Origin of the sequence: Phocaeicola massiliensis B84634 = Timone 84634 = DSM 17679 = JCM 13223, from assembly GCF_000382445.1 — a bacterium.
In the GTDB taxonomy this organism is placed as follows: domain Bacteria; phylum Bacteroidota; class Bacteroidia; order Bacteroidales; family Bacteroidaceae; genus Phocaeicola; species Phocaeicola massiliensis.
On sequence record NZ_KB905473.1, the window covers coordinates 406,872 to 431,003 of the forward strand.

At 41.8% G+C, this 24,132-nt stretch carries 23 protein-coding genes, 2 pseudogenes and 1 riboswitch; of the genes and pseudogenes, 14 read left to right on the plus strand and 11 right to left on the minus strand.

Going from position 1 to position 24,132, the window contains the following annotated elements; translation table 11 throughout:
- Positions 1–21: 21 nt before the first annotated feature.
- Positions 22–855, plus strand: a complete 834-nt coding sequence (locus HMPREF1534_RS04465; protein WP_005942933.1) for a metallophosphoesterase — start codon at positions 22–24, stop codon at positions 853–855.
- A 703-nt stretch (positions 856–1,558) separates the two neighbouring features.
- Here HMPREF1534_RS04465 and HMPREF1534_RS20460 read toward each other — a convergent pair.
- Positions 1,559–1,651 (minus strand): annotated as a pseudogene (locus HMPREF1534_RS20460) (nicotinate (nicotinamide) nucleotide adenylyltransferase); the annotation flags it as partial.
- 71 nt (positions 1,652–1,722) lie between these two features.
- Between HMPREF1534_RS20460 and HMPREF1534_RS04460 the strand changes: the two are divergent.
- Together HMPREF1534_RS04460 and HMPREF1534_RS21050 are read left to right on the plus strand one after the other, a co-directional pair.
- Positions 1,723–2,046: a nucleotidyltransferase domain-containing protein gene (locus HMPREF1534_RS04460; protein ID WP_005942938.1), complete on the plus strand. Its 324-nt coding sequence runs from the start codon at positions 1,723–1,725 to the stop codon at positions 2,044–2,046.
- A gap of 8 nt (positions 2,047–2,054) precedes the next feature.
- Positions 2,055–2,447: pseudogene (locus HMPREF1534_RS21050) on the plus strand (HEPN domain-containing protein).
- A 22-nt stretch (positions 2,448–2,469) separates the two neighbouring features.
- Here the strand turns inward: HMPREF1534_RS21050 and nadD are convergent.
- The 4 genes from nadD to HMPREF1534_RS04435 are packed head-to-tail and all read right to left on the minus strand — an operon-like array spanning position 2,470 to position 4,668.
- On the minus strand, positions 2,470–3,045 hold the full coding sequence (gene nadD / locus HMPREF1534_RS04450; RefSeq protein ID WP_005942941.1) for a nicotinate (nicotinamide) nucleotide adenylyltransferase: 576 nt from the start codon (positions 3,043–3,045) through the stop codon (positions 2,470–2,472).
- A complete protein-coding gene (locus HMPREF1534_RS04445; protein ID WP_005942943.1) occupies positions 3,024–3,212 on the minus strand; it encodes a hypothetical protein in 189 nt (62 codons plus the stop codon). Before HMPREF1534_RS04445 ends, nadD begins: the two co-directional genes overlap by 22 nt.
- Before the next feature lie 4 nt (positions 3,213–3,216).
- Complete coding sequence (gene gmk, locus HMPREF1534_RS04440) at positions 3,217–3,786, minus strand: guanylate kinase (RefSeq protein WP_005942944.1); 570 nt, start codon at positions 3,784–3,786, stop codon at positions 3,217–3,219.
- The gene (locus HMPREF1534_RS04435) at positions 3,787–4,668 is read right to left on the minus strand and encodes a YicC/YloC family endoribonuclease (RefSeq protein WP_025066826.1); all 882 of its coding nucleotides are present in this window, start codon (positions 4,666–4,668) and stop codon (positions 3,787–3,789) included.
- A gap of 95 nt (positions 4,669–4,763) precedes the next feature.
- Here HMPREF1534_RS04435 and tsaB point away from each other — a divergent pair, with 95 nt between their 5' ends.
- Genes tsaB through rseP form a run of 7 tightly spaced genes read left to right on the plus strand, consistent with a single transcriptional unit; the run spans position 4,764 to position 11,362 of the window.
- Positions 4,764–5,453 carry a tRNA (adenosine(37)-N6)-threonylcarbamoyltransferase complex dimerization subunit type 1 TsaB gene (tsaB, locus tag HMPREF1534_RS04430; protein WP_018452128.1) on the plus strand — a complete coding sequence of 230 codons (690 nt, stop codon included), beginning with the start codon at positions 4,764–4,766 and terminating at the stop codon, positions 5,451–5,453.
- A gap of 30 nt (positions 5,454–5,483) precedes the next feature.
- Entirely contained in the window at positions 5,484–6,107 is a 624-nt protein-coding gene (locus HMPREF1534_RS04425) for a DUF4290 domain-containing protein (protein ID WP_005942950.1), read from the plus strand.
- A gap of 20 nt (positions 6,108–6,127) precedes the next feature.
- Positions 6,128–7,432, plus strand: coding sequence for a UDP-N-acetylglucosamine 1-carboxyvinyltransferase (gene murA, locus HMPREF1534_RS04420; RefSeq protein ID WP_005942953.1), 1,305 nt, complete (start codon positions 6,128–6,130; stop codon positions 7,430–7,432).
- A 4-nt stretch (positions 7,433–7,436) separates the two neighbouring features.
- Positions 7,437–7,955, plus strand: a complete 519-nt coding sequence (gene rimM, locus HMPREF1534_RS04415) for a ribosome maturation factor RimM (protein ID WP_018452129.1) — start codon at positions 7,437–7,439, stop codon at positions 7,953–7,955.
- A gap of 32 nt (positions 7,956–7,987) precedes the next feature.
- Positions 7,988–8,845 (plus strand): M23 family metallopeptidase, encoded by an 858-nt coding sequence (locus HMPREF1534_RS04410; RefSeq protein ID WP_005942959.1) that lies wholly within the window; start codon positions 7,988–7,990, stop codon positions 8,843–8,845.
- A gap of 6 nt (positions 8,846–8,851) precedes the next feature.
- Complete coding sequence (locus HMPREF1534_RS04405; RefSeq protein ID WP_005942962.1) at positions 8,852–10,006, plus strand: 1-deoxy-D-xylulose-5-phosphate reductoisomerase; 1,155 nt, start codon at positions 8,852–8,854, stop codon at positions 10,004–10,006.
- 18 nt (positions 10,007–10,024) lie between these two features.
- Complete coding sequence (rseP, locus tag HMPREF1534_RS04400; RefSeq protein ID WP_005942964.1) at positions 10,025–11,362, plus strand: RIP metalloprotease RseP; 1,338 nt, start codon at positions 10,025–10,027, stop codon at positions 11,360–11,362.
- A 953-nt stretch (positions 11,363–12,315) separates the two neighbouring features.
- On the opposite strand, the gene nrdG is transcribed toward rseP, so the two are convergent.
- From nrdG to HMPREF1534_RS04375, 5 genes are all read right to left on the minus strand, one after another.
- Positions 12,316–12,774 carry an anaerobic ribonucleoside-triphosphate reductase activating protein gene (gene nrdG, locus HMPREF1534_RS04395; RefSeq protein ID WP_005942966.1) on the minus strand — a complete coding sequence of 153 codons (459 nt, stop codon included), beginning with the start codon at positions 12,772–12,774 and terminating at the stop codon, positions 12,316–12,318.
- Between the two features lie 8 nt (positions 12,775–12,782).
- Positions 12,783–15,059, minus strand: coding sequence for an anaerobic ribonucleoside triphosphate reductase (locus tag HMPREF1534_RS04390; protein ID WP_005942969.1), 2,277 nt, complete (start codon positions 15,057–15,059; stop codon positions 12,783–12,785).
- A gap of 33 nt (positions 15,060–15,092) precedes the next feature.
- A riboswitch (cobalamin riboswitch) is annotated at positions 15,093–15,272 on the minus strand.
- Between the two features lie 82 nt (positions 15,273–15,354).
- Positions 15,355–15,993 carry a PAQR family membrane homeostasis protein TrhA gene (trhA, locus tag HMPREF1534_RS04385; RefSeq protein WP_005942973.1) on the minus strand — a complete coding sequence of 213 codons (639 nt, stop codon included), beginning with the start codon at positions 15,991–15,993 and terminating at the stop codon, positions 15,355–15,357.
- Between the two features lie 5 nt (positions 15,994–15,998).
- Positions 15,999–17,417, minus strand: a complete 1,419-nt coding sequence (locus HMPREF1534_RS04380) for a CCA tRNA nucleotidyltransferase (RefSeq protein ID WP_025066828.1) — start codon at positions 17,415–17,417, stop codon at positions 15,999–16,001.
- 282 nt (positions 17,418–17,699) lie between these two features.
- Entirely contained in the window at positions 17,700–18,008 is a 309-nt protein-coding gene (locus HMPREF1534_RS04375) for a hypothetical protein (protein WP_005942977.1), read from the minus strand.
- Positions 18,009–18,346: 338 nt separating this feature from the next.
- On the opposite strand from HMPREF1534_RS04375, the gene HMPREF1534_RS04370 reads away from it, so the two are divergent.
- On the plus strand, positions 18,347–19,177 hold the full coding sequence (locus HMPREF1534_RS04370; RefSeq protein WP_005942981.1) for a hypothetical protein: 831 nt from the start codon (positions 18,347–18,349) through the stop codon (positions 19,175–19,177).
- 75 nt (positions 19,178–19,252) lie between these two features.
- Here HMPREF1534_RS04370 and ruvA read toward each other — a convergent pair whose 3' ends face one another.
- Entirely contained in the window at positions 19,253–19,846 is a 594-nt protein-coding gene (gene ruvA, locus HMPREF1534_RS04365) for a Holliday junction branch migration protein RuvA (RefSeq protein WP_005942983.1), read from the minus strand.
- A 174-nt stretch (positions 19,847–20,020) separates the two neighbouring features.
- On the opposite strand from ruvA, the gene HMPREF1534_RS04360 reads away from it, so the two are divergent.
- The 3 genes from HMPREF1534_RS04360 (at position 20,021) to HMPREF1534_RS04350 (ending at position 24,065) form a co-directional block, all read left to right on the plus strand.
- On the plus strand, positions 20,021–20,920 hold the full coding sequence (locus HMPREF1534_RS04360) for a diaminopimelate dehydrogenase (RefSeq protein WP_005942985.1): 900 nt from the start codon (positions 20,021–20,023) through the stop codon (positions 20,918–20,920).
- A 107-nt stretch (positions 20,921–21,027) separates the two neighbouring features.
- On the plus strand, positions 21,028–21,834 hold the full coding sequence (gene lgt / locus HMPREF1534_RS04355) for a prolipoprotein diacylglyceryl transferase (RefSeq protein ID WP_005942987.1): 807 nt from the start codon (positions 21,028–21,030) through the stop codon (positions 21,832–21,834).
- A gap of 161 nt (positions 21,835–21,995) precedes the next feature.
- Positions 21,996–24,065, plus strand: coding sequence for a DUF4842 domain-containing protein (locus tag HMPREF1534_RS04350; protein ID WP_005942989.1), 2,070 nt, complete (start codon positions 21,996–21,998; stop codon positions 24,063–24,065).
- The last annotated feature ends 67 nt before the right edge of the window (positions 24,066–24,132 follow it).

Consider the following 24,132-nt stretch of genomic DNA (forward strand, 5'->3'; position numbering starts at 1 on the left):
CCTCATTTAAAAGAAAAAGACATGAAGAAACCTGTTCTTTATTTGTTGCTTGCCGCAGTGCTGTTTACTTCCTGTGCCACTGCTTCTCTGTCGAAGTATCGCGGAGTGGGACGCATCAAGCAGTATGATTTTTACAGTTATGACGTTCCGTCGGCATTCGACGGATTCCGTATCGGCTTTGCATCGGATTTTCATTATGAAAGTCGTTTCACGCGCAAGCGTCTTGACAATGCGATACGTGCATTACAATCTTTAAATGCCGATGTATTATTGTTGGGGGGAGACTACGGCAGTCCGAAAGGAGGGGATATGGACACATTGTTCACCGCATTGGGAAAGGTGCTTACACCGTATGGTATCTATGGTGTGATGGGGAACCATGATTACAGTTATTGCTATACGAAGGTGGCGGAAGCCATGAAGAAGAATAATGTGCATTTGATGGAACACAAGAGCTATAAATTGATGAAGGACGGGCAACACATTATCATCAGTGGCGTGCGTAATCCTTTTGACCTGAAAAAGAATGGTGATTCGCCTTCACAACATTTCCCTGCCGATGATTTTATTCTCCTGCTGACCCATACGCCCGACTATGCCGAAGATACGGACGTGTCTAATGCCAATCTGGTTTTGGCCGGGCATACGCATGGCGGGCAGGTGAGTTTGTTCAAGAAGTACTCTCCTGTAAAGCATTCCATTTATGGTAACCGTTTTCTGACCGGTCGGAAAGAGAATAGTGCCGGTGTTCCTATTATTATAACGAACGGACTGGGTACTTCGAGAATGAATGTCCGTCTGTTTACTCCCAGTGAGGTGGTTTTGGTGGTACTTCATCGGGTAGAGAAAAAATAATCTGAAAAAAACGGCTTTCGGTGCAACGTTTGGAGGAATGTTTGCGTCTAATAGTAAAAGAACACAAGATAAAATGTGAACACAAACACAAAGTAGAACGCGGAAAGCGACAGATAAGTATGTTATACCGTATTTTAAATTAGTTATTATACCGAGAATTGTGTGTTTCCCCGTAAGGTATTACAGTGTAATATCCTTGCGGGTTTTTCTATTTTATCGGTTAAACAGCCGGTTTTACCGGTGAATTGTCCGGTTCAAAGCGGCTCATCTGGAAGAAACCGAAGGAAGGTTTACTTTTGCATTTATAATCATCTCAAAAAGGAACCTTTTGGAAACATTCCTTCATCTTTTTGAAAAAGACTTAATTCTTTTTCGGAAACTCTTTGGGCTTTTTTGAAAAGCTCGGTGTGTTTTTCATGTAGGGACAAATTGCATCCCCCCTCTCTAATCCGGTCATTCCTTCTTTTCCGTTCATCCTTACATTTTAATTATAATATACAGATAATCAATCGGCTAAGAATGACAGAACCTCCTCTCATCCTCCCTTCAGCCGTGCTTCCCAAGTCCCTTCACAATCTGCATTCAGCTTTTGTCCATCCAAAAGAAGTTACTTTGAAAGTAACCGGACTTAGTGACTAATTTAATCATTTACTAAATATAAAGGAGCATTCTTCGGAGTGCTCCTTTTTTGCTACCGTTGTTTTTATCTCGTCAGTCGTTCATTGACCGCCGGATGCAGGAAATACCTTACGTCTTTCCCTTCCGCCAGAGCCCGGCGGATAAAAGTGGAACAGATGAAATGGCATTCATTTATTAGGAAAAATGGTAGATATTTTGTTTCTTTGTAAAAGAGATAAAAGCTGAATTATGAAAAAGAACAGGGAAATAGTGCTGAATGCAATTAGAAGTACTTTGAGCCAGATAGCTCCTGCCGGAACAAAAGTTGTTCTTTTTGGTTCGCGGGCTCGCGGAGATGCTCGCGATGATTCAGATTGGGATATTTTAATCATACTCGACAAGACAAAATTGGAGGCGGACGACTATGATAATATTTCATATCCACTCAGAGAATTGGGGTGGAAATTAAAGGAATGCATTAATCCGGTGATGTATACTCTTAAAGACTGGATGAAGTATAGTTTCTCGCCTTTTTATCACAATGTAACCAATGAAGGAATAATATTACTATGAGTATGAACATGGATGACATAGAAGCGATTGTCTTTTATCGTAAGCAGAAGTCTCGTACGACACTGAAAGAAGCAGAAGATATGATAGATAGTTCTCATTGGAATTTAGCTATCCAACGATTGTATTATGCATCATTTTATATGGCATCTGCTTTATTACTGAAAAATAAGATTTCAGCCTAGAGTCATAATGGCGTGGTTAGCCAATTAGGTTTCCATTTTGTGACCACAGGAAAGTTGGATAAAAGTGAAGGGCGATTATATTCACGTTTGTTGCAAAATAGAATAACCGGTGATTATAATGATTTCTTTGACTTTACAGAAGAGGATGCTGTTGAATTGTTGGAACCAACCCGAAAACTTATAAATAAACTCGAGCAATTAATAGAAGAGAGTGAATAGAACAGTTTTAATTATTTAGACTTTATCTCGTCAGCCGTTCATTGACCGCCGGATGCAGGAAATACCTTACGTCTTTCCCTTCCGCCAAAGCCCGGCGGATAAAAGTAGAACTTATTTCCAATAAAGGAGTATCGACCTGTTGCACAGAGGGAGGAAGTGCGGCCGGGTCAATCGTGTATCCGGGACGTGGATATATCATTATCCGATGGCGTTGTATTATTTCATCGGAATGATACCAACGCGGGAAGATAGCCCAATTGTCCGCCCCGATAATAAGCGTAAACTCACGTTCGGGATAGGCGGACTGTAAAGCATCGAGCGTATGTATCATGTAAGAAGGGCGGGGAAGATGGAACTCAAAATCAGAAGCACGGAATTTGGGATAATCTGCGATGGCAAGTTGCACTAACTCCAGTCGCAGACTGTCATCCCATAAATCCGTTTGCTTCTTTAAAGGATTATGCGGAGAAACCAAAAACCATATTTCGTCCAATTCGCTGTACTCACAAAGGTAATTGGCCAAAGCTAAATGCCCGATGTGAATAGGATTGAATGAACCACCGAATATTCCTGTTCTTATTTTGTTCTCTTTTGCCATACTTTAAAGTTCCAAATCTGCATGATGGCAACGATGACCATAATGCCGGCAATGATATATTTCTGCATGGAGATAGCCATAACAGCTACCGCCAAGGCTGTCAGTCCGATAATGACACAGAGTATCATCATCCGCAGGGCTAATCTTTTGGGGTCTTTGATTATCATCTGTTTATTTTGCAATAAAGTCCTGAATTATTTTCAATGTTTCCGCTTCGGCTTTCTCCAACTCGTCGTTTACGATTACCACATCAAACTTGTCGGCAAAACTCAATTCAAACTCTGCTTTGGCAATGCGGCTTTCGATTACCTCAGGTGCATCTGTTCCCCGCCCTACCAGTCTGTTGCGAAGCTCTTCTATGCCCGGGGGCTGGATGAAAAGTGACAAAGCCTGTTCGCCATAAAACTTTTTGATGTTACAGCCACCTACTACATCTACATCGAAAACCACATTCTGTCCGGCTTCCAACTGCTTCTCCACCTGCGCTTTCAGTGTTCCGTAAAAACGGTTTTCGTACACTTCTTCGTATTCCAGGAATTCATTGTTGGCAATGCGTTGTTTGAATTCTTCAGGGGTGAGGAAGAAATACTCCACTCCGTGCTTCTCTGTGCCGCGGGGCGGGCGGCTGGTGGCAGAGATAGAGAATGCCAGATTCAGGTTCTGTGTCAGCAGATAATTGATAATCGTCGATTTGCCGGAACCTGAAGGGGCTGAAAATATGATAAGCTTACCTTTTTTCATCTACATAACGTTTAATACTTGTTCTTTGATTTGTTCCAACTCGTCCTTCATCTGCACTACGATGTTCTGCATCTCTGCATGGTTGGACTTGCTGCCGGTAGTATTTATTTCACGTCCCATTTCCTGAGCAATGAACCCCAGTTTTTTACCCTGTCCGTGGCCGCTTGCCATTGTTTCGCGGAAATAATTCAGGTGATTGGACAGACGCTGTTTCTCTTCGTTGATATCAAGTTTCTCAATATAGTAAATCAACTCTTGTTCCAGGCGGTTCTTGTCATAATCCACGCTGATGGTTTTTTCAAGTGCATCTGTAATGCGTTCACGGATTTTTGTCACACGTTCGGTCTCATACGGTTCGATGGATTTCAACAAACGTTCGATGTTGTCGATTTTCTCATTGAATTTCTTTTCGAGCGCCGCTCCCTCTTGTTTACGGAAATCCACCAAGTGAGCAATTGCTTCTTCCACTACTTGACGTACCACTTCCCATTCTTCTTCCGATAGCTCTATGATTTCATCTTTACTCATGATATCCGGCATGCGAAGTAATGTTGCCATGGAATATTCATTAGGGTAATTTCCCCAGCCTAATGCTTCGGACAGTTTTTGCATTTGTTGGTCATAGCTTTGTGCCAAGGCTATATTGATTTGTGCGGCAGAAGTACTTGCTTCTTTTTCTATCCACAGGCTGAAATCCACTTTTCCACGTTCCAATGATTTGGAAACCATATTACGGATTTCTATTTCTTTTTCGCGGTATAAGGGTGCAATGCGTGTAGATAAATCCATAGCCTTGCTATTCAGTGACTTTATCTCTACGTTAATTTTTTTATCTCCGAATGTAGCACTTGCTTTGCCGTATCCGGTCATTGATTGTATCATAACTAATGTGTTTTTTTGCAAAAGTAGTGTTTTTATGGAAATGAAGTATAAATAAAAGTGTATATTTGCACATTATATTATATAAGTATAGCATTATGTCGTGTATTTTGCATATTGAAACATCAACAGAGGCTTGCTCTGTTGCCGTTAGCGAAGATGGGCTGGCGGTGTTCTCCAAAGAGGACTTGAAGGGACCTTCGCATGCTGTTCAGTTGGGCGTGTTTGTAGATGAAGCGTTGTCATTTGTGGACAGCCGCGGTCTGCCGTTGGATGCGGTGGCTGTCAGCTGTGGTCCCGGTTCCTATACCGGTTTGCGCATTGGCGTTTCAATGGCGAAGGGTGTTTGTTATGGACGTAATTTGCCACTCATAGGGCTTCATACGTTGGAGGTGCTGTGTGTACCGGTTTTATTGTATCATGACTTGCCCGAAGATGCACTGCTTTGTCCGATGATAGATGCACGCCGCATGGAGGTGTATGCAGCTGTTTATGACCGTGCGTTGGAAGTGAAGCGTGAAATAGCAGCCGACATAGTAGATGAAAACTCTTACTTGGAGTTTCTGGATGAACATCCTGTTTATTTCTTCGGCAACGGAGCTGCCAAGTGCCGTGAGAAGATTACACATCCCAATGCACATTTTATTGATGAAATTTGTCCGCTGGCAAAATGGATGTTTCCATTGGCTGAGAAAGCTATTGTGAAACAGGATTTTAAGGATGTGGCATATTTTGAACCTTTCTATTTGAAAGAGTTCGTTGCTTCTAAACCTAAGAAGCTTTTATAATTTATAAACAAAATCATATTATTTATATACATGGAGTATAATACCCAACAACGAAGATTACCCCTTCCTGAGTATGGAAGAAGTGTGCAGAACATGGTAGACCATGCTCTTACCATTGAAGATAGAGCTGAACGCCAGCGTTGTGCCAATACGATTATTAATATTATGGGCGGTATGTTTCCGCATCTGCGCGATGTGCCCGACTTTAAACATAAACTGTGGGACCATTTGGCTATCATGGCCGATTTTAAACTGGATATTGATTATCCTTATGAAATAGTGAAGAAAGAAAGCCTTGAAGTGAAACCGGAGGTATTGGCTTATCCGCAAAAACGCATTCGTTATCGTCACTATGGACATATATTGGAAAACATGGTGAAGAAGGCGGTGGAATATCCTGAAGGAGAAGACAGAAAACATCTGATTTCATTGATTGCCAATCAAATGAAAAAATGCTTTATCAACTGGAATAAAGACAGTGTGGAAGACCAGAAGATACTGGATGACCTTCGCGAATATTCCCAGGGGGCTATCAGTTTGTCTCCCGAAGATTTGCAACTGTGCGGACAGCGCACGTATGTTCAGCGCAGACCGCAGCAAAACAACGGGCAGCGCAGAATGCAACAGAATAATAATCAGAGAAGAAAATATTAATTCTTAAAAACTTCGATATCATGGCTTCGTTTGTAATAGAAGGTGGACATAAGTTACACGGCGAAATTCATCCGCAAGGTGCTAAGAATGAGGCTCTGCAAATTCTTTGTGCCACTTTATTGACTTCGGAAGAAGTAACAGTGAATAATATTCCTGACATTCTGGACGTGAATAACTTGATTCAGTTATTGCGTGAAATGGGGGTCAAGGTATCGAAAACAGGAATTGACTCTTATACTTTCAAGGCCGACTCGGTTGACTTGAACTATCTGGAGAGTGATGACTTCCTGAAAAAGTGTTCCAGCTTGCGTGGCTCGGTCATGTTGGTCGGTCCGCTGGTGGCGCGTTTCGGCAAAGCACTGATTTCAAAACCCGGAGGCGATAAGATAGGACGCCGTCGTTTGGACACTCACTTTATCGGTATTCAGAAGTTGGGAGCTTGCTTTGATTATGATGACGAACGCAGCATTTTCACTATCGGAGCTAAAGAACTGAAAGGGGCATTTATGCTGTTGGATGAGGCTTCGGTGACCGGCACTGCCAATATCGTGATGGCAGCGGTTTTGGCAAAAGGTAAGACTACTATCTATAATGCTGCTTGCGAGCCTTATGTGCAACAACTTTGCCGTATGCTGAACTGCATGGGGGCAAAGATAACGGGCATTGCTTCTAATTTGCTCACCATCGAGGGAGTGGAATCATTGCACGGGTGCAGTCATACGGTATTGCCTGATATGATTGAGGTGGGCAGTTTTATTGGTATGGCGGCCATGACAGGCAGTGAGCTTACCATCAAGAATGTATCTCATGAAAATCTGGGTATCATTCCCGAAAGTTTCCGTCGTTTGGGCATTAAGGTAGTACAGCGTGGTGATGATTTATTTATTCCCGAGCAGGAACATTATCAGATAGAGTCGTTTATCGATGGTTCCATCATGACCATTGCCGATGCCACCTGGCCCGGATTGACGCCTGACTTGTTGAGTGTGATGCTGGTGGTGGCTACGCAGGCCAAAGGTAGTGTGCTTATTCATCAGAAGATGTTTGAAAGTCGATTGTTTTTTGTAGATAAACTGATAGATATGGGTGCTCAGATTATATTGTGCGACCCTCACCGTGCAGTGGTTATCGGTCACGACCGCAGTTTTCAGTTGCGTGGCGGGAACATGACTTCACCCGATATCCGTGCCGGCATCGCGTTACTTATTGCGGCAATGAGTGCCGACGGCATCAGCCGCATTCACAATATCGAGCAGATAGACCGGGGGTATCAGAATATAGAACAGCGATTGAATGCCCTGGGAGCACGGATTACAAGAATTTAAGGTTATGATTAAGAAAGACGAAATTTTTAAGATAGGTATCTTCAATAAGCCTCACGGAGTAAAGGGAGAGGTCTCTTTTACCTTTACGGATGATATTTTCGATCGTGTGGATTGTGAATACTTGGTATGTCTGCTGGATGGTATTTTCGTTCCGTTTTTTATTGAAGAATATCGTTTTCGTTCCGACACTACTGCTTTGGTGAAGCTGGAGGGAGTGGATACGGCAGAAAAAGCTCGTATGTTTACGAATGTGGAAGTTTATTTTCCAAAGAAATATGTAGAGCAGGATGATGAGACAGAAGATATTCCTACTTGGAACTTTTTTATAGGGTTTAAGGTGAAAGATGTTCGTCATGGTGATTTAGGTGAGATTGTGGCAGTGGATGACAGTACAATGAATGTGCTTTTTGCGATAGAGAAGGACGGAGAAGAACTTCTGCTTCCTGCCCACGAAGAATTTATTTGCAAGCTGGATAAGAAGAAAAGACTCCTGACGGTGGATGTACCCGATGGACTTTTATAATATATATTATATTAAGGTACGCGCGTGCAGTAATGAAGAAAAAGAGAAGAAAAGCATTTTGGCATAATATTAAGTTTAAGTATAAACTGACTGTTACCAATGAAAATACGTTGGAGGAAGTGGTGGGTATCCACGTTTCCAAGCTGAACGGTTTGTCGTGGTTGCTTTCTGCCGTGACGGTTATTTTTTTGGTTGCTGCTATTATTATTGCTTTCACGCCGCTGCGCAATTATCTGCCCGGATATATGAACAGTGAAGTGCGTGCCCAAATAGTAAGCAATGCCCTGCGTGCCGATTCTTTACAGAAAATGTTGGAACGGCAAAAGTTGTATATTATGAATATCCAAGATATCTTTAGTGGAAAGATACAGGTGGATACAGTGCAGTCCATTGATTCACTGACGGCTATCCGTTCGGCTTCATTGATGGAACGTACTCGTAAGGAAGAAGAATTCCGTAAGCAATATGAAGAATCGGAACGTTATAATTTGACTGCTGTCAATAATACTCCCACAGCTTCGGGCTTGATATTCTATCGTCCCACGCGCGGTATGATGTCTTCTAACTTTGATCCCGATAACAAACATTATGGGGTAGATATAGCTGCCAATCCTAATGAAAGTATACTTGCTACATTGGATGGAACAGTGATTCTCTCAACTTATACGGCAGAGACGGGGTATGTGATACAGATACAGCACGGGCAAGATTTTGTATCCGTGTATAAACATTGCGGTTCGTTACTGAAGAAAGAGGGAGATACGGTGAAAGGTGGTGAAGCCATTGCGTTGGTTGGCAATACGGGCGAAAAAACAACCGGTTCTCATCTTCATTTCGAATTGTGGAATAAAGGGCGTGCCATCAACCCTTCGAAATACATTGTATTTTAACAAATTATGAAAAAACAAATAGCTATATTAGGCTCGACGGGATCTATCGGTACGCAGGCTTTGCAGGTGATAGAGGAACATCCCGATTTATACGAAGCATACGCATTGACAGCCAATAACCGGGTAGATTTGCTTATTGAACAAGCTCGTAAGTTTTTGCCTGAGGCGGTAGTGATAGCCAATGAAGAAAAGTATCTCCAACTGAAAGAGGCATTGAGCGATTTGCCTATTAAGGTATATGCCGGTGCAGATGCACTCTGCCAGATAGTGGAATCGCAACCCATTGATATCGTTTTAGCCTCGATGGTAGGGTATGCCGGATTGCGTCCTACCATGAATGCTATTAAAGCGGGAAAGACCATTGCTTTGGCCAATAAGGAAACTTTGGTAGTGGCCGGTGAATTGATAAATGCGTTGGCCAATCAATACAGGACACCGATTCTTCCTGTCGATTCGGAACATTCGGCCATTTTCCAGTGTCTGGAAATGAATACTCCTGTAGAAAAAGTGATATTGACTGCTTCCGGAGGGCCATTCCGTACTTATACGATGGAGCAGTTGCAACAGGTGACTAAGGCACAGGCTTTGAAGCATCCTAATTGGGAGATGGGGGCGAAAATTACCATTGATTCAGCTTCGATGATGAACAAAGGTTTTGAAGTGATTGAAGCTAAATGGCTCTTTGGGGTAAGACCGGAACAAATAGAGGTAGTGGTTCATCCACAGTCGGTCATTCACTCTATGGTACAGTTTGAAGACGGCGCGGTGAAAGCCCAATTGGGTATGCCCGATATGCGCCTGCCCATTCAGTATGCCTTTTCATATCCTGAGCGTGTGAAGTCTTCTTTTGAACGTCTGGACTTTGCCAAAGTGACCGACTTGACCTTTGAGCAGCCTGATACCAAGCGTTTCCGCAATTTGGCCTTGGCGTATGAAGCTTTGCATCAGGCAGGAAATATGCCTTGCATCGTTAATGCGGCAAATGAAGTGGTGGTGGCTGCATTCTTGAAAGATAATATTTCTTTCTTGGGCATGAGTGATGTCATTGAGAAGACAATGGGAAGAGTGGCTTATATCAAGGAACCTTCTTATGAGGACTATGTGGCAACCGATGCAGAGGCACGCTGCATAGCAGAAGAACTGATTATAAATAGTAAATAATAAAACAATAATAACTAGATGGAAACATTTTTGATTCGTGCTCTCCAACTGATAATGAGTTTGTCATTACTGGTCATTATCCATGAGGGGGGACATTTTCTTTTTTCGCGCCTTTTTAAAGTAAGAGTAGAGAAGTTCTACATATTCTTTGACCCGTGGTTCTCTTTGTTTAAGTTTAAGCCTAAGAACAGTGATACTGAATATGGGGTCGGATGGGTGCCTTTGGGTGGCTATGTGAAAATTTCAGGTATGATAGATGAGTCCATGGATACCGAACAGATGAAGCAACCGGCACAGCCGTGGGAGTTCCGTTCCAAACCGGCATGGCAACGTTTGCTTATTATGATTGGAGGAGTGTTGATGAACTTCTTGTTGGCTATCTTTATTTATTCTATGATTCTATTCCATTGGGGGGACTCTTATATCTCATTACAGGATATGACTTATGGTATGAAGTTTAACGAACGTGCTCAGGAAATCGGTTTCCGGGATGGGGATATTCTACTTCGTGCTGATGAACAGCCTTTGGAACGTTTTGGCATGGATATGCTGCGTAATGTGGCTGAAGCACGTACGGTTACTGTGCTTCGTGACGGAAAGGAAACAGAAATCTATATGCCTGAAATCAGTCTTTTGGATATCGCTAAAGAAGAACCGATGTTTCTTGATATCTTGCGGCCGAATGTGGTGGATTCTGTGATTGCCGGCGGTCCGTTGGCGATAGCCGGAGTGCAGAAAGGGGACAGCATTTTAGCTGTTAATAATATGCCTGTCGGTAGCTGGAATGAATTTACTGAAAAATTGGAAGGCTTCCGTTCGGATGCTGAAACCAACGGAGCGGAATATGCCGAGTTTTCATTGGTTTATTCGCACCAAGGGATGCGCGATACTGTTGCAGTTCGTACTGACTCTTTGTTTATGGTAAGAGCAACTTCTATGCTTGATTATAAAGTCACTACCCGCCATTTTAATTTCTTTGAGTCTTTCCCGGCGGGAGTTAAACTGGGTGTGAATACGTTGAAAGGCTATGTGAACGATATGAAATATGTGTTCACTAAAGAAGGAGCGAAGAGTGTGGGTGGTTTCGGAACCATTGGAAGTATCTTCCCAAAGGTATGGGATTGGCATCGTTTTTGGGAAATGACAGCTTTCTTATCTATCATTCTGGCGTTTATGAACATTCTTCCTATTCCGGCTTTGGACGGTGGGCATGTCTTGTTCTTGCTTTATGAAATAGTAGCACGTCGCAAGCCGAGTGATAAGTTTATGGAATATGCACAAATGGTAGGTATGTTCTTGTTATTTGCATTACTTATTTGGGCTAACTTCAATGACATAATGCGTTTCGTGTTTTAAATAGGGCAAAGGCTTTTTTATATATCCTCTGGTTGCCGGGGTTAACCTGGCAGCCGGGGGAATTTTTTATCCTGGTAATGACCATATGATGGGTCGGTTATTTCTTGGGAATTTAATATATCAATCAAACATCTGTCCCCTGATGTTGTCTTCTCCGGTCTTCAATCCCCTCATGCGTTTTTGGGCTTCCTACGTCGTTTCATTAGTCGGACCAAGCGTTTTCGTCCTTTCGATTATGCCCGTCTGTCCGTCGGATTACTACAGTCTGCGGCAGCGGACTGTATAATCCGTTGCAGTGGACCGTACGGTCTGCTACAGTGGACTGTACGGTCCACTGTAGCAGACTGTAATAATCTTCCGTTTAAAAGACCTTGACCGACCTTAGGAAACGGCTTATTCTTTCCTTTGTTTGTGATATGATATTTAAATCCCCAAGAATAATAAGTGACCTCATATGATGGATAGTGATATGGAAAAGCAGATAAAATAAAGGGGGATAAAATAAAAAAAGAGCGATAGTTCTTTATTTCGAACCCGCCCACGCCTTGAAGAACCCCCCTCATAAAATATGGGGTTCTTTTCATCTTTCTCGTCGTCGTTGTTGTTATCCCTCTGTTCTTCTACTTAAAAAACAACTTTTTTAATACCTATAAAACTAAATTCCTGAAAACTTGCAATTCTTTCAAACCTTAAATTAATCTCTAATACCTTGCTTGTTGTCCTTGTTGAAAACAATCTCTTTTTTATTTACCTAAATCTAATACCTTTTCTAATTTTACCTTATTACTTAATACCTTAAAAAAATTATTATTAACTTAATTAGTAGTTTCACAACCACATTGCAAAGGTACGGCTTTTCTTGAAAATAGCAAGCGTATATATGCTGAAAAACATGAAATGACCCGTTTTCATGATATAAATCAAGAAAATGGGTCATTTAGATTTCTTTTGTATTATCGTATGCGGATGATACGTTGGTTGCTGCTGCCCCTGAATTCCAGATAGGGAGAGTATAAATCCTGTTCAAAACGCCCGTCTACCAAAACATCAATGAAGTCTATTGCCGATTTTAACAAAGGCGAGGCTTTTATTTGTTCAATTGTGTAGCCTGTGTAGCACCAAATGTTTAATCCGGTAGCTTTTTTTATTTGTTGAGACAGAGCACGAAACTCTTTTGGGAAATAGAGAGGATCGCCTCCTGAAAAAGTAACACCGTCTAATAACGGATTGGCTTTAATCTCGCTGATGATTGCTTCTATTTTTTCCTGAGTCAGTGGAGTACCTGCTTGCGGAGACCACGATTCCGGGTTCTGGCAACCGGCACAATGGTGGTGGCATCCGGCCAGATAAATAGAGTAGCGGATGCCTTCACCATCAACTATGGTTTCGGGATAAGTAAATAACAAGTTCATATCGGGGGTTATCCGTGTTTCACGCGGTCACGTTCTTCGGCGCGTTTAGCTGAGTTCCAAGTGCTGAGATCACCGGTCAGATATCCGGTAATGCGGCGCATACGCAGAATGTTTTCACTTTGGCAAACCGGGCATTTGTCATAAATTACTCCTTTATAGCCACAGTTATGGCAAGTATCCACCGGATGGTTGATCGAACCGTAGCCTATTCCTTCATCATGCATCACTTTTACTATCTTGGCAATGGCTTTGATATTTTTCTGTGCTTCTCCATCCAATTCTACATAAGTGATATGACCACCACGTGTGATGGCATGGAACGGAGCTTCCCGCTTGATTTTATCAACAATGGTAATCGACTCTTTTACATCTACATGGAAAGAGTTTACGTAATAATCATTGTCTGTTACGCCCGGAATAGTACCATATTTTCGTCGGTCCATACGGGTAAAGCGACCGGAAAGTCCTTCTGCCGGAGTTGCAAGAACGGAAAAGTTCAGTTGATATTTTGCTTTATAATCATCGGCTACTTTGTTCATTTCCAACACTGCCTCATATAATGTGTCCCATGCTTTCCGGCTGTGTCCGTGGCTTTCACCGTAAAGTGCCATCATAGCATTGTGCCCGCCGATAAATCCAATGCCTAATGTTCCTTGTCGTAATACATCTCCCACCTGGTCGTTGGGAGCGAGTTTTCCTCCTCCTTTCCACACATCGTTGCCCATCATGAATGGAAACTGGCGTGCCAAGGCGGTACGCTGGTATTGATAACGGCTGTAGAGTTGCTCGGCGATAAGCTCGGCCGTTTGGTGCACGCTTTGTATAAACAGCTCTTTAGCTGTACGTTCGATGGCTTCTTTCTTTCCGGATTCTTCCATGCTTTCTGCTTTAATGCGTGCTTCGATAGCCAACCGGGGCATATTCATAGTGGTAAACGACAGATTGCCACGCCCCAAAGATGTTTTCTCTCCGGCTACATTTTCATATACACGTGTACGACATCCCATGGTTGCGAGCTCATAACGATAGCGTTTCGGATCATTGGCATTCCATTTCTCATTCTGATTATAGGGGGCATCCAAAAACATAAAGTTCGGGAAGAGCGCTTTTGCTGTAGTACGGCAAGCTTTTAGAAATAAGTCGAAGTTAGGCGCCTTGAATTGGATTTTGCCGGCCACGGCATCATCAAAGTTAGCCATTGCTTTTTTATAATCTTCCTCCGAATAAGAGACGCCGTCTTTAATCTTAAAAATCTGGATGGGGAATACCGGTACTTCTCCACGGCTGCCAAGACCTTCAATTGTAGCTTTCAGCAGTTCTTCTATTACCATGCGCCCTTCTGCCGAAGTATCTGTTCCATAATTAATAGAACTGAATACTACTTGATTTCCGCCACGAGAGTGCATTGTATTCAAGTTATGAATAAAACCTTCCATTGCCTGATGAGTATCTTTGCGAGTCATGGCCAATGCTTTTTCTTCTATTTTTTTTAGCGCATCTTCGTTGGGCTCTTTCCCCTCTACTTCACGGTAAAAATCCGTCAAGGTTTGCAGATGTTTAAGATGAGTCTTACGTACACCTTTTGCCATAAAAAAATCGAAAGCCGGTATAGCCTGTCCTCCATGCTGTTCGTTTTGGTTGGTTTGGAATATGATAGTGGCTAATGTTGCATAGCTTTGAATGGATTGGGGAGTGCGAATACTTCCGTTTTTGGTGCGGAATCCGCGTTCGAACAAGTCGTCCAAATCATATTGGATGCAAGTGGTGGTCTTGGTCGGATAGTAATCCAAATCATGAATGTGTATGTCACCCAATTGGTGCGCTTCGGCAAATTTTTTAGGCAATAAATACTTATATGTATAATCTTTGGTTACTTCCGATGCAAAGGTCATCATCTGTCCTGCAGGAGTATGACTGGACATATTGGCATTGCTGAGATTGACATCGTTTTTATCAATAGCTACAATACCGTCCATTATATGTTTCATTTGAGTTTTACGGTCACGTTCCGTATTTCTCCACTCACGGTAAATGATATATTTTTTAGCAACTTCAGGACGCACCTTCATCAACTCATTTTCCACCAGGTCCTGAATCTCTTCAACACTGATGGTAGACGAGGTGAAATTACTGATTACCCGCATGGTGATATCAGCAATAAGTTTCTCTTCATTGTTTATTCCGGTTGCATGGAATGCTTTACCGATTGCATTTTTAATTTTACTGATAGAGAAGTCTTCCCGCTTCCCATCTCTTTTGATGATACAAATCTCAGCGTAATTCATTGTTTGAAAATTTAAATGTTTTGAGTTAAAGAACTTGTTTGTTCTATGAGGCAGGTTTTCTGACTTATCTCTCCCCGGAAACGCCTTCCCACAATGATTTGCAGTGGCATCTTGTTTCGGCTCTTCGAGAATTACAGCAGCGGGTACTGTCGCCGATTTTCACAGCATTCCCTTTTTAGAACGGTTAACTTCACCTTCATTGAACAGCTGCAAAGATATAACATTTCGGAAAACTTCTCTATTAAAAAATAAAAATAAGTTTTCCAAAACGGATAACTTGTTGATGATAGGGATGTTATAAAATGTACCACAATGCTATCATGTGGCAGATTGTCCCACCTAATACAAAGAGGTGGAAAACAGAATGCATATAGGGTAATTTATGGAAGGAGTAAAATACGGCGCCGGTGATGTATGAGACACCTTCGGCAATGAGCCAATAGATAAATAAGGAAGGTACATGATTGCATAAAGGTTTGAAGGCAACAAAGATGCTGCATCCCATCGCTATGTAACAGATTGTTTCCAGATAACTGTGTTCTTTCAGTCTGCAAAAGCAGAGAGTGGTTCCGATGAATGCACACAGCCATACAAAACTGAATATTCCCCAACCCCAATAACCCGCTTCGCGTAGGCTGACCAGCATGATGGGAGAATAACTGCCTGCAATGTGCAGATAGATGGCGGCATGGTCGAATTTGCGCAATACTTCCCTGTGCCGGGTGTCCGGCCGGCTGGAATGGTACCAAGTGGAAGTAATATATGAGGCAAGCATACCGAACAGGTAGAGCCACATTCCTCTCACTGCCCACACATCTCCACTTTTCATGGCAATATGTAGCAAATACCCTCCGCCAATGATACCTATTAATATACCAATGCCGTGTGACAGGGCGTTTGCCCATTCTTCCCCTTTTGTGTAGTGTATTGCCAATTTGTTTATAGGTTTTTGGGTGTTAATTTCATTTGTTTTGCTTTTTTCAGCATGTATTCAAAAGCGGCATCGTGCTCGTTTGGGATTACCCCGTCTAGAATAGCGTCTTTGATGGCGCTTTTCAGGCTACCGATTTCACGGCAAGGCTTCATATCAAATACACGCATGATTTCTTCTCCGTCTACCGGTGGCTGAAAATTCCGTATGCGGTCTTTCTCTTCCAGATCTTTCAGTTTCTGACGTACCAGTTTGAAGTTATCCAGGAATTTCTGCTTTCGCGCTTCATTTTTTGAGGTGATATCCGCTTCGCAGAGCATCATAAGATCATCAATGTCATCTCCGGCTTCGAACAGCAGACGGCGTACGGCCGAGTCGGTTACCACATCATCGGCAATTACGATGGGACGCATGTGCAGGCCGACCAGTTTCTGTACATATTTCATCTTCTCGTTCATCGGCAATTTCATTTTGCGGAAAATATCAGGAATCATCTTTTCGCCGATGAAGTTATGATTATGGAAAGTCCATCCGATGCGGGGTTCCCATCGCTTGGTCTTGGGTTTGCCGATATCGTGCAGCAGGGTAGCCCAGCGCAGCCATAAATTGTCGGTATGTTTGGATATATTATCCACCACTTCCAGTGTATGATAGAAATTGTCTTTGTGCGCGCGGCCGTTTTTGACATCTACTCCTTGCAATGCCGAAAACTCAGGGAATATGAGTGGCAATAATCCGCAACGGTCTAGCTCTATGAAACCTTTAGAGGGGATGGGGGCAAGCAGTATCTTGTTCAGTTCGTCAGCAATGCGTTCTTTTGAAATGATATGGATACGTTCTTTGTTACGCGACAGCGCCTCAAACGTTTCGTCATCAATATAAAAATTGAGTTGGGTGGCAAAACGGATACACCTCATCATGCGAAGTGGGTCATCGCTGAAGGTGATGTCCGGGTCAAGTGGTGTACGGATTGTACGCTCTTTCAAATCATCCATCCCGCCGAATGGGTCTACCAGTTCGCCGAAACGTTTTTTGTTGAGGCATACCGCCATTGCATTGATGGTGAAATCACGTCGGTTTTGGTCGTCTTCCAGTGTTCCGTCTTCCACTATCGGCTTGCGGCTGTCGTGGCTATACGACTCTTTTCTGGCACCGACAAACTCCACTTCCGTGTCTTTGAACTTCACTTGTGCTGTTCCGAAATTCTTGAAAACAGAGACATGCGCACCACGTCCCAGTTTTTTGCCGAAAGCTTGAGCTATTTCTATGCCACTGCCCACCACTACTACATCTATATCTTTAGAAGGGCGATTTAAAAATATATCTCGTACATAGCCACCTACCACATAACATTCCAATCCCAATTCATCAGCTGTCTCGGAAATTAGGGCAAATATTTTGCTATTAAAATGTTCTTTCAATTCCATACTCATCTTAATGAGATGCAAAATTACATTTTTTGCAGCACTATACCAAACGTTTCCATAGATACCTATTGAAAGGATAAAGAGGATGTCAAAATAAGTATTGGGGTATGGGAACATTGGAAAAGAACCGTTTGATTGTTGAGGGAGCATGCTTGGCAAAAGCGGAATGACAATGAGAAAATGAACTGCTGAAGAACTGTTAGTGAGACTAAAAAAGGTCACTGTGTAGCACAATGACCTTTTTTGATATTAACAAATATTCCTTTGATATCATTGAATAGACTATTGTTTTTTAGGGGCTGTTTTCAGATTTATGAGAATACTATTTTCTACTCCTTCTTTGGTTACATACACTACTCTGTACGATTTTACACCTTCTTGCTTTAGAGAAAGAGAAGCGCTTTTGAGGGTGGAACCAGGGGCTTTTTTAGCTATAGCGTCTTTGATGGATTGAGGGACTTCTTTCAAGTCTATTGTTTTAAATCCGTCTTCAACGGCAATAGTATCATTTTTAATTTGCATAGTATTATCGGCCATAACAGACATTCCGATACCAAAAAGAAAAGCAAGCGATAAAAATATTTTTTTCATAATGGTTAAATTAAGATGTTTGTTTGATATATAGAAACAGAAAGAACCTATCATATTCTTTTGTTGGTATATACCCGTAAATTTAAATAATAAGTATAGACAAAGGAATATCGGAAACTAAGTTATTAATAATGGAGGTATGAGCCAAATATATAAACGAATGTTTGTAGAAATAAATATTTTTTTAAGCACTCCTTTGTTTGTGTGCAGGTTATTTTTCTTCATTGTTATCGCTTATATATTTAAAGAATAACTGGGTTTTATGTTTTTTTGCTTGTGAATAGGGGAAGTAAAGCAATTTAATTGTATTTTTGTCCTCATATAAAACGTTTAAATACATGAAAAAGATAGGATTAGTGGCATTATTTGCCTTATTACTGGCGGCTTGTGACGATGGCGGCGAAAAGAAGGCTCAACTGCATTTGCAAAAAGCGGAAACGGCATTGAAGCAAGAGAACTTTAATGAAGCCAAGTTGCAGATAGATAGTATCCGTATTTTATATCCAAAGGCTTTTGAGGCCAGGAAGCAGGGAATTAGGTTGATGCAACAAGTTGACTTGAAGGAACAGCAGAAGAGTTTGGTTTATTTGGACAGTATGATGCAGGTGAAGCAGGCTCAGTTGGATTCAATCAAAGGCAATTTTGTATTGGAAAAAGATACAGCCTATCAGGAAGTAGGTAATTATTTCTATCCTACTCAGACAGTGGAAAAGAATATCGGTCGTTCTTTTCTTCGCGGACAAGTGAATGAGCAGGGCGAGATGTCTATTACCTCTATTTATTGTGCCGGTGGGAAGCTTCATCATGCAGCAGTGAAAGTCAGTGTGGGCGATACTTTTGCCGAAACTCCCGCGTCCAAAGACAGTTATGAGACGACGGATTTGGGGCGTGCCATTGAGAAAGCTGATTATAAAATGGGCGATGACGGTGGCGTTATCGGGTTCATTGTTGCCAATAAAGATAAGAATATCCAACTTCAATTTATAGGGGATAAAACTTATAGAACAGTTATGCATCCCAATGACCGTAAAGCAATTGCCGAGTTGACCGGGTTGGCGCGTATCTTATCGGGTATGGAGCAGATTCGGAAAGATAAAAAGGAAGCTATGCTGAAAATAGAATTTGTTACCCGTAAGATGCAGGAAGACAAACCGGAAGAAGATAAATAGATATTAAAGCATTTTGTTGTAGCAGCCAACACGTGGAATGCCACTACAACAAAATGCTTTGCCACACTTCTCTTTTTATAATCTTTTCAGAGCCAGCTTAATGACTTTTTCAACAGGGGCGCTTGGTTCTTCTTTCAATATGGCTGCCACTACCTTTTGTGAAGCAGCCTGTGCAAATCCCAGCATAGTCAGTGCAGCTACAGCTTCATCGTGAATTTCCGAGTTGGCAGCGCTTGCAAACATTTCACTGTTGACCGTTTCCATGCCGGAAGAGGCTATCTTGTCTTTTAAATCGACAATGATGCGTTGGGCTGTTTTCAGTCCGATACCCTTAACTGTTTTCAGCAGTTTGTCGTTTCCCGAACTGATTACCCCGCATAATTCGGAAGGAGAAAGGGCCGATAAAATCATTCTTGCGGTATTTCCTCCAATACCCGATACCGAGATTAACAGTAAAAACAGTTCTCTTTCCTGCTTGGTAGAGAATCCGTAGAGCACGTATGCGTCTTCACGGATGGCTTCATAAATATAGAGTTTGGTACGTGTTTGATTTTGAATGGCCGAGTAAGTATTCAGCGAGATATTGATTCCATAGCCCACTCCGTTGCAATCTATCACCGCCATTGCCGGAGTAATCTCTGCAATGTCTCCTTTAATATATTCTATCATGATTCTTCTAGTTTGTAATTTACAGTTCTTTGCAAAAATAGGATATCTATCTTTCAAATTATAAGTTAGGCAAGAATATTTTTAAAATATTAGGTTTGGAAGAACAAAAGAATGAGGCAAAATGTTTATTTTTGCAGCTAAATAAAAGATAATAGTAAACTAAAACCAATAAAGATGAATAAAATTAGAGCAGCCGTCGTTGGATACGGTAACATTGGTAAGTATGTAGTGGAAGCTCTGGAAGCAGCTCCCGATTTTGAAATCGCAGGTATTGTTCGCCGTAATGGAGCCGAAAACAAACCGGCAGAACTGGAACCATACGCTGTTGTTAAAGATATAAAGGAACTGAAAGATGTAGATGTTGCTATTTTGGCTACTCCGACTCGCAGTGTAGAAAAATATGCGAAAGAAATTCTGGCTATGGGCATCAATACGGTAGATAGTTTTGATATCCATACACAGATTACCGCACTGCGCCGTTCGCTGGACGAATCGGCCAAAGCAGGCAATGCTGTTGCCATTATTTCGGCAGGATGGGATCCGGGAAGTGACTCGGTAGTACGTACCCTCTTGGAAGCAATTGCTCCGAAAGGCATTACTTATACCAATTTTGGTCCGGGTCGCAGTATGGGACACTCTGTAGCCGTTCGTGCTATTGCAGGGGTGAAAGATGCTCTGTCTATGACTATTCCTGTAGGTACAGGTATTCACCGTCGTATGGTTTATGTGGAACTGGAAGAAGGAGCGGATTTCAAGACTGTTGAAGCGGCTGTTAAGAACGATCCTTATTTTGTCAATGATGAGACACATGTTATTCAGGTGCCTTGTGTAGACGACTTGAATGATGTGGGACATGGTGTTAATCTGGTTCGTAAAGGAGTGTCGGGCAAGACTCACAATCAGTTGTTTGAGTTTGATATGAAGATTAATAATCCGGCTCTGACAGCTCAGGTGTTGGTATGTGTAGCACGCGCTACAATGAAACAGCAACCGGGATGCTATACAATGATTGAAGTTCCGGTTATCGATTTGATGTATGGAGACCGCGAGGAATTGATTGCACATTTGGTGTAAAATATCATAATATATAAGGAATAGGGAAATCTCTTCTCTGATTTATTTCGGGGAAGGGATTTTTTTATTTCCTTTGTGCTTATATAAATAAACAAAGAAATAAAACAATGATAGCTAGTATTCTGTGGGATGTAGATCCCGTATGGTTTAAGGTTGGCAGTTGGGAAGTGCGTTGGTATGGTTTGATGTGGGGACTGGGATTTATCTTGGCTTATGAGATGGTCGGTCGCCTTTTCAAAAAAGAAAAATATCCTGAAGACTGGGTAGACAAGCTTTTTGTTTATTGCATTGTCAGTACGGTGATAGGGGCCCGGTTGGGACATTGCTTATTCTATGAATGGGATTATTATTCGGTGCATCCGGCTGAGATATTAAAGATTTGGAAAGGCGGACTGGCAAGTCACGGAGGAGTCTTTGCCATTATTCTCGCCCTTGTCTGGTATTCTAAGAAAGTGACGAAGAAGAGTGTCTGGTGGTTGTTTGACCGAATGATTCCGGCAGTTGCGGTGGTGTGCTTCTGTATCCGTTTCGGCAACTTGATGAATTCCGAGATTTATGGTTATCCCACTACCTTACCGTGGGGCTTTGAGTTTGTGCGTTCGCGTGAATGGCATCAGTTATATGAAGGTTTACCTTGTCACCCTACCCAGATTTATGAAATGCTCTATTGTTTGGTGGCGGGCGTAACTGCATGGGTGATGTATCATAAATACCATTTGCAGAATCGTGTGGGATTAATTACCGGAGTGAGCCTGCTCATTTTCTTTGGCTCGCGTTTCGCATTGGAGTTTATGAAGAATCCGCAAGTGGTGGAAGAAACGAATATGACCCTGAATATCGGACAATGGTTGAGTGTACCTTTGATATTATTGGGAGGATATCTTATCTATAAAAGTAAAACGGCCAAAGTATAGATATCGGTAAATTAATCAAAAGTATAGGTATATTATTCAAGCGAGAATAAATATTTGAAAACTAGATGCTTATGAACTAATTTGAAGGCTTTTTCTTTGCTTAATCATTTTTATATTTCATATCTTTGTATAAAATGTGATTAACTTGAAACAAGCTTATTATGAAGAAAAGCATCTTTTTATTATTGTGTATCTCTGTCTTGTTCTCTTGTACGAAGAAAGAAGACTTCTTTGACCCCCATCATATCGATGAAGAAGCAAAAGAGAATTTTCCGGTGAAAGACATTGACCCGAGTCAGGATTGGAATATGGCTGCGGTAGGAACGTTGTCTGTTTCTATCAATCAAAAGACAGGCGAGGTTTATACTGTGAAAGTATATACGGATAATCCTTTGAACTCTGAAGGCAATGCTCGGTTGTTGGCTAAGAAAACGGGGGTAAGAGACGGAGAAACAGTATTATTTACTTTTGATGTACCCAAAGCCATTGAATCTGTTTATGTACTTTTTGAAGATAAAATGTACAATGGCTGGGTAAAGGTGGCAGATATGAAGGTCGGTCGTCCTTCGGTTTCTTGGGAAGAGCAAGGAAGTGAGGCAGGAAAGAGAAGCGCTATGGCAAGAAGCAGTTGGGATTACAAGGTGCCTGATGAGAAGAATTTCTTGAAAGAGGTGCCTGCAGATGCTAAACAGTATCCGATACAATGGGCTGAAATGCGTGGTGGATATTATATGAATGACGGCTCTTATGAACTACGTTATGGCAACTATACGCTATATATTAAAGGAAATGTTACAATAACAGGTGCTTATCCTGACGGATTAGTGGTTTACTTATTGGAGGGTAGCACTTTGGATGCCACTGCTGCTGAAACATTTAACCCTAATACGGTTTTCTATATCGCGCAAAATTCAACGATGAAGCTTAATAGAATAAGCATTAATTGTTCTTTATACAATAAGGGGAAAATTACTGTTGCGGGGGCATCTAACTCTTCGGGTGGATATATATATAATGACGGTAGTTTTGAAATAACCGGGAAGACAACATTCGCCATGTCCGGAAAGGCAACTTTTGTAAATCTTCAATCTGCTTCATTGCAGGATGTGACCATGACCGGAGGTTCTGAATTAATAAATGAAGAAGGAACTGTCAAAGCTAATTCTTTAGATACCCGTAGTTCTTATATTTATAACCGGTGCAGGATGGAAATCCTTAGTTCTACTTATTTCCAAAATGGGGAGGGCTTTGCATTTGAACAAGATGGTGGCTCTTCTTTTGAAACAAATACGCTGAAAACAAATGGGAATATACCTTTGAGGTTAGGTTCCAAGAGTGTATTCCATGTAAAAGACAACGTGGAATACCAGAATGGAAAGGTTGATGTGACCGGAGTCGGTTCAGATGAAAAGGCTCTGTTTTGGGTAAGTGGGGTTTGTATTAAAACTCCCGATGAGAGTATTACTTATTCCGGTGAGTTAGAGGTCGCATTGAAAGGGTATACCGGTAATACAAATTTTTCGGATGGTGCACAGCTTGTAAAAGTAGAACAAGTACGATTAGGAGAACCGGTCGGATGTGGCTATAATTATACGACGAACGGTGGCGGAACGAACTCGGATGCTACAGATATTCCTCAAGTGTATACATACGTTTTTGAAGACATGACCCGTGAAGCCGGTGACTTTGACTTTAATGATGTGGTGTTAAAAGTTACAGTCCCCGATGAATCCGGAAAGGCAACTGTGACTTTGTTTGCCGCCGGTGCTGCTAAGAATTTGAAGGTGGGATTTACGGATACATCGAACGGGGCAAATTCTCAATCAGATTTATTTGGAGAGGTTCATGCGGCTATGAACTGTGATCCCGGTACGTTGATAAATACCGGTAGTGGTCCTAACGGTACTTCTGTAGAAAAGGAAATCACTATAACCGGTACATTGAAAGACAATGGAGACTTTTATATATATGAGGCCGATAATGCGAACAATATAACAATACATGTTGCGTCCCAAGTAACTCCCGCTTCTACTTATCCTCCTTATGGACTTTGCATTCCCGGAGATTGGGTATTTCCGAGAGAGCGTAATCAGATAACCGCTCTTTATCGTTACTTTGCAAACTGGGCACAGAACCATACAATTTATACAAGGTGGTATGAAGAACACATGCCTGAGTTTAAAGAAAAATGGGATACAGCCAATGGTGAATACCCTTATGCTGATAAGTAATTTATCATAAGTTACCGGTTTCATCGGAGAAAAGAGGTTGTCAAACCCTTGGTAGAGATTTACTTTT